The 4,193-nt window shown below is 56.5% G+C and carries 4 protein-coding genes; all 4 read left to right on the top strand.

The genetic code is table 11. The annotated features are described in order from the left end of the window. Positions 1 to 247 (top strand): glycosyltransferase (locus tag VFN25_RS14555; RefSeq protein WP_325143166.1); only part of this gene is annotated, 247 nt, incomplete at its 5' end. A 66-nt stretch (positions 248 to 313) separates the two neighbouring features. Further along, entirely contained in the window at positions 314 to 1,531 is a 1,218-nt protein-coding gene (locus VFN25_RS14550) for a glycosyltransferase (protein WP_325143164.1), read from the top strand. 136 nt (positions 1,532 to 1,667) lie between these two features. Then, positions 1,668 to 2,702, top strand: a complete 1,035-nt coding sequence (locus VFN25_RS14545; protein ID WP_325143162.1) for a polysaccharide biosynthesis protein — start codon at positions 1,668 to 1,670, stop codon at positions 2,700 to 2,702. Position 2,703: 1 nt separating this feature from the next. Further along, complete coding sequence (gene wbjC / locus VFN25_RS14540) at positions 2,704 to 3,810, top strand: UDP-2-acetamido-2,6-beta-L-arabino-hexul-4-ose reductase (protein WP_325143160.1); 1,107 nt, start codon at positions 2,704 to 2,706, stop codon at positions 3,808 to 3,810. The last annotated feature ends 383 nt before the right edge of the window (positions 3,811 to 4,193 follow it).

Below are 4,193 nucleotides of genomic sequence, written 5' to 3'. Positions count from 1 at the left end.
GCAGAAGGCAGTGATTGCGACAAGATTCTCCGGCATTGAAGAGCAAATAGTAAATGGAGAATCGGGTCTAATCGTTGGCAACAACGAGCAATCAATAGTTGATGGTCTCGCAAGTCTGCTCAAGGATCCTGATCTTGTTCTTAGATTGGCCAAGTCTCCTTTGCAGCCAGCAGTCCTGGATGATTCTGAGAAGGTTGAAAGCATTGAAAGGCTCATCCAGGGACAGGAAAAAAATGACCGCGATTGAAACAATGCCAGGCTGTTGTATAGGTGTGCAAATCAAGCTGCCGTTGAGCGCACGAACTTGGGTCCAATGAGCGAGGAAATCACGGAATCGAGCCCGGAACGCGGAAGCCATGAGCCGAAGTGGATAGCGATCGTTGGACCCTTTTCGTTTCCGGAAGGCGGTGCCGCTGCCCGTCGGATTCTCGGCATGGCTCAATCGGCCGTAGCGGCAGGTTACCGAGTCACCATAGCAAGTGGTCAGCGCGCCCAAGCGGACGAGATGGTTGGAGAATCGAGAGGCGGAATTCGTGTCGTCTCACTCGACGAAAGAGACTCCGAAAACTGGCCGCGCCCGATCCGACGCCTTCGCTACTCGCTAATGGGCCGACGAACGGTTTCATGGTTGAGTAGCGAGGCCACTCCACCGTCGGCAGTCATTCTATACAGTGGCTATACGCCCTACCTGCTAAGACTTCGCAAGTGGTGCAAATCCAACTCCCTTCCCCTGTTCTTTGATGCGGTCGAGTGGTATCAGCCCAGCATGTGGCTCGGTTGGCTTTCGCCTTACCAGCTGAACATCGAGCTTGCAATGCGTTACCTCATTTGCAGGACTGATGGCGTAATTGCGATAAGCAGCTACCTTGAAAAGCATTTCATGGAAGCCAGGCTACCCGTTGTGCTAATACCCCCAACGTTGGACGTGCATACCTTCCCAGAAGGAAATGGAGGAGGCGCAGAGGGCGTTCTGCGACTATGTTATGTAGGTACGCCCGGATCAAAAGACGCATTGGATGTCATAGTTTCTGCGGTTCTGGATGTGGCAAACGAATATGCCGGAGTTCGGTTGGACATTGCGGGGTCGAGTGTCAACGACGTTATGGCGCTGCCGACAATCAGAAATCGATGCTTTCGGGAGCTACCGCAAGAGATCTCGGTCCACGGGCAGTTATGCCATGACGGTGCAGTTCGGTTGATTGGTGAAAGTGATTTCAGCGTGCTTGTTCGCAAGCCGGGAAAAGTAGCCATGGCAGGCTTTCCAACCAAGGTTGTTGAGAGTCTCGCGGCTGGAACGCCCGTGATCGCCAATATCTCCAGTGATCTTGGTGTACATGTCATCGATGGGCGAACCGGATTCGTCGTAAACGACCACTCTGTCTCTGCGCTCCAGAGTACTCTCAGAAGGGCGATAGAGTTACCATTGGCGCAACGCAATGTCATGCGGGAACACTGCAGAGCACATGCTTTAGCCAATTTCGACTATCGCGTGTTTGCAGGCGATTTGGCGCAACTAGTCAAAGGTCGCTGACTCCGGCAAGGCGACACCGATGGCGCTAAGGAGCGAATGGGTAGCCATCACCGAAGTCGATCTGTACGCATCGGATTTCTCTCATGTTGATGGGTACTTGCCGGTTTCCACAATGTAAAGCAACTGGGGCCAATGAATGTTTCGTAGCAAAACGCTTTTGATTAGCGGTGGCACCGGTTCATTTGGCAACGCCGTCCTGCGCCGCTTCCTGCAGTCCGATATCGGCGAGATCCGCATCTTCAGTCGCGACGAGAAAAAGCAGGACGACATGCGCAAGCGTTACGCGTCCGACAAGCTCAAGTTCTACATCGGCGACGTGCGTGATCCGGCCAGTGTGATGAATGCGATGCGTGGTGCGGACTATGTCTTCCATGCAGCGGCGCTCAAACAGGTGCCTTCTTGCGAGTTCCACCCGATGGAAGCGGTCAAGACCAATGTGCTGGGCACCGAGAACGCCACCGAGGCGGCGGTTCAGTGCGGGATCAAGCGCATGATCTGCCTGAGTACGGACAAGGCGGTCTATCCGATCAATGCCATGGGTATCTCCAAAGCCATGATGGAAAAAGTGTTTGTGGCCAAATCACGCAACGTGGATCCTGCCGCGACGTCGATCTGCGGCACCCGTTACGGCAACGTCATGGCTTCGCGTGGCTCGGTAATCCCGCTGTTCGTTAACCAGATCAATGCCGGTACACCGATCACCATCACCGATCCGGACATGACCCGCTTCATGATGACCCTGGATGATGCCGTCGACCTGGTGTTGTACGCGTTCGAGCATGGCAACAGCGGTGACATCTTTGTGCAGAAAGCACCCGCGGCGACTTTGCAGACATTGGCCCGCGCACTGGTCGAGCTCCTGCATAAGCCAGATCATCCGATTCAGATCATTGGCACCCGTCACGGCGAGAAGAAACACGAAACCTTGCTCAGTCGCGAGGAAATGACATACGCCGAGAATTTGCAGGGCTATTTCAGGGTGCCACCCGATTTGCGCGACCTGAATTACGGCAAGTATGTCGAGCAGGGCGAAAAGCGAATCAGCGACGCAAGCGACTACACGTCTGCCAACACGCAGCAACTGGACGTTGAAGCCATGAAGGAGCTGCTGCTCAAGCTGGATTTCATTCGTGATCTGGTCGCAGGTCGTGCCGCGATGCCGGTGGATTGAGATGAAGATTCTTGTCACCGGTGCCGACGGTTTCATCGGTCAGAATTTGTGCATCGTCCTCAGCGAGCAGGAGGGCGTTGAAGTACTTCGGGTCAGTCGCACTACCAGCGATTCCGCGCTGGAGGCGCTGGCAGGACAGGCTGATGCCGTGATCCATCTGGCTGGGGTGAACCGGCCGCAGGACCCGGCGGATTTTGCGGCCGGGAACGCGGATTTCACGAAACGTCTGTGCAACTTGGTGTCAAAAGCTGGCCGGGCGATTCCGATCGCCTTTGCCTCGTCGATCCAGGCAGAGCGGGACAACCCGTACGGCACCAGCAAGCGCCAGGCGGAAGAGCATCTGGCCGAGTACGGGCGAAGTAGCGGCGCGCCGGTCGCGCTCTATCGATTGGTCAACGTTTTCGGCAAATGGAGCCGACCCGAATACAACTCGGCAGTCGCCACGTTTTGCCACAATATCGCGCGTGATCTGCCAATCCGTATCGACAATCCGTCCGCGCAGATTCGCTTGATCTACATCGACGATGTCGTGGCCGAACTCGTGCAATTTCTCGCGAATCCCGGGCAGGGCGTGCGCTACCCGGAGGCAGGGCCCGAGTATTCGATCACGGTTGGCGAACTGGCCCGGCAGATCGAGGCATTCCGCGACTTGCGCAACACGCTGCTGATCGAACGCGTGGGCACCGGCCTGATACGCGCGCTGTACGCCACCTACGTCAGTTTCCTTCCGCCTGCGGCTTTCAGCTACTCGGTGCCGAAGCACGGCGACGCGCGCGGTGTGTTCGTGGAGATGTTGAAGACAAGGGATTCCGGTCAGTTTTCATTCTTCACCGCCCATCCCGGCATCACCCGTGGCGGCCACTACCACCACACCAAGACCGAAAAATTCCTCGTCATCAAGGGACAGGCTCGTTACCGCTTTCGCCACATGACCACCGATGAGACTTATGAGGTAGAGGCCGGCGGCGAGGAACCGATGATCGTCGAGACCATTCCAGGCTGGGCGCATGACATCACCAACATCGGTGATGAGGAGCTGGTGGTGATGCTCTGGGCCAACGAGATTTTCGATCCCGATCGCCCCGATACGATTACGAGCAAGGTTTGAGGGTTGTGGGTTGAGCAGCACCCACACACACACCTATCGCCCCGCGTACGACGCGTGCAAGCATCAGCAAGCCTCACGACCCATATGCCCGTCGCCCCTGCGCATGAAGCGGGCAAGCATCAGCAAGCCTCAAGACCCATATGCCCGTCGCCCCTGCGCAGGCAGGGGCCCAGTGACCCATCGCTTCTAAGAAATGGCCGGTTCGGGTCAAAACTTCATGCTGAATCGAGCCAAAGCAAAGGCACTGGACCCCTGCCTGCGCCTGTCTCTTGATCACATCTTTGGCATCATTTCTTGGGCAAGGTGATAGCCCTCAATGCGTTGTTGTAGGCGCGCCCAACCCCGCCACAGGGCATCCCAACCCGGACGTCCTGTTCGCTTCG

Origin of the sequence: Dokdonella sp. (assembly GCF_035703485.1) — a bacterium.
Classification (GTDB): Bacteria; Pseudomonadota; Gammaproteobacteria; order Xanthomonadales; family Rhodanobacteraceae; genus Dokdonella.
The sequence above is the reverse complement of the archived record's forward strand: the minus strand, read 5'-3'. Positions and strand labels throughout refer to the sequence as shown.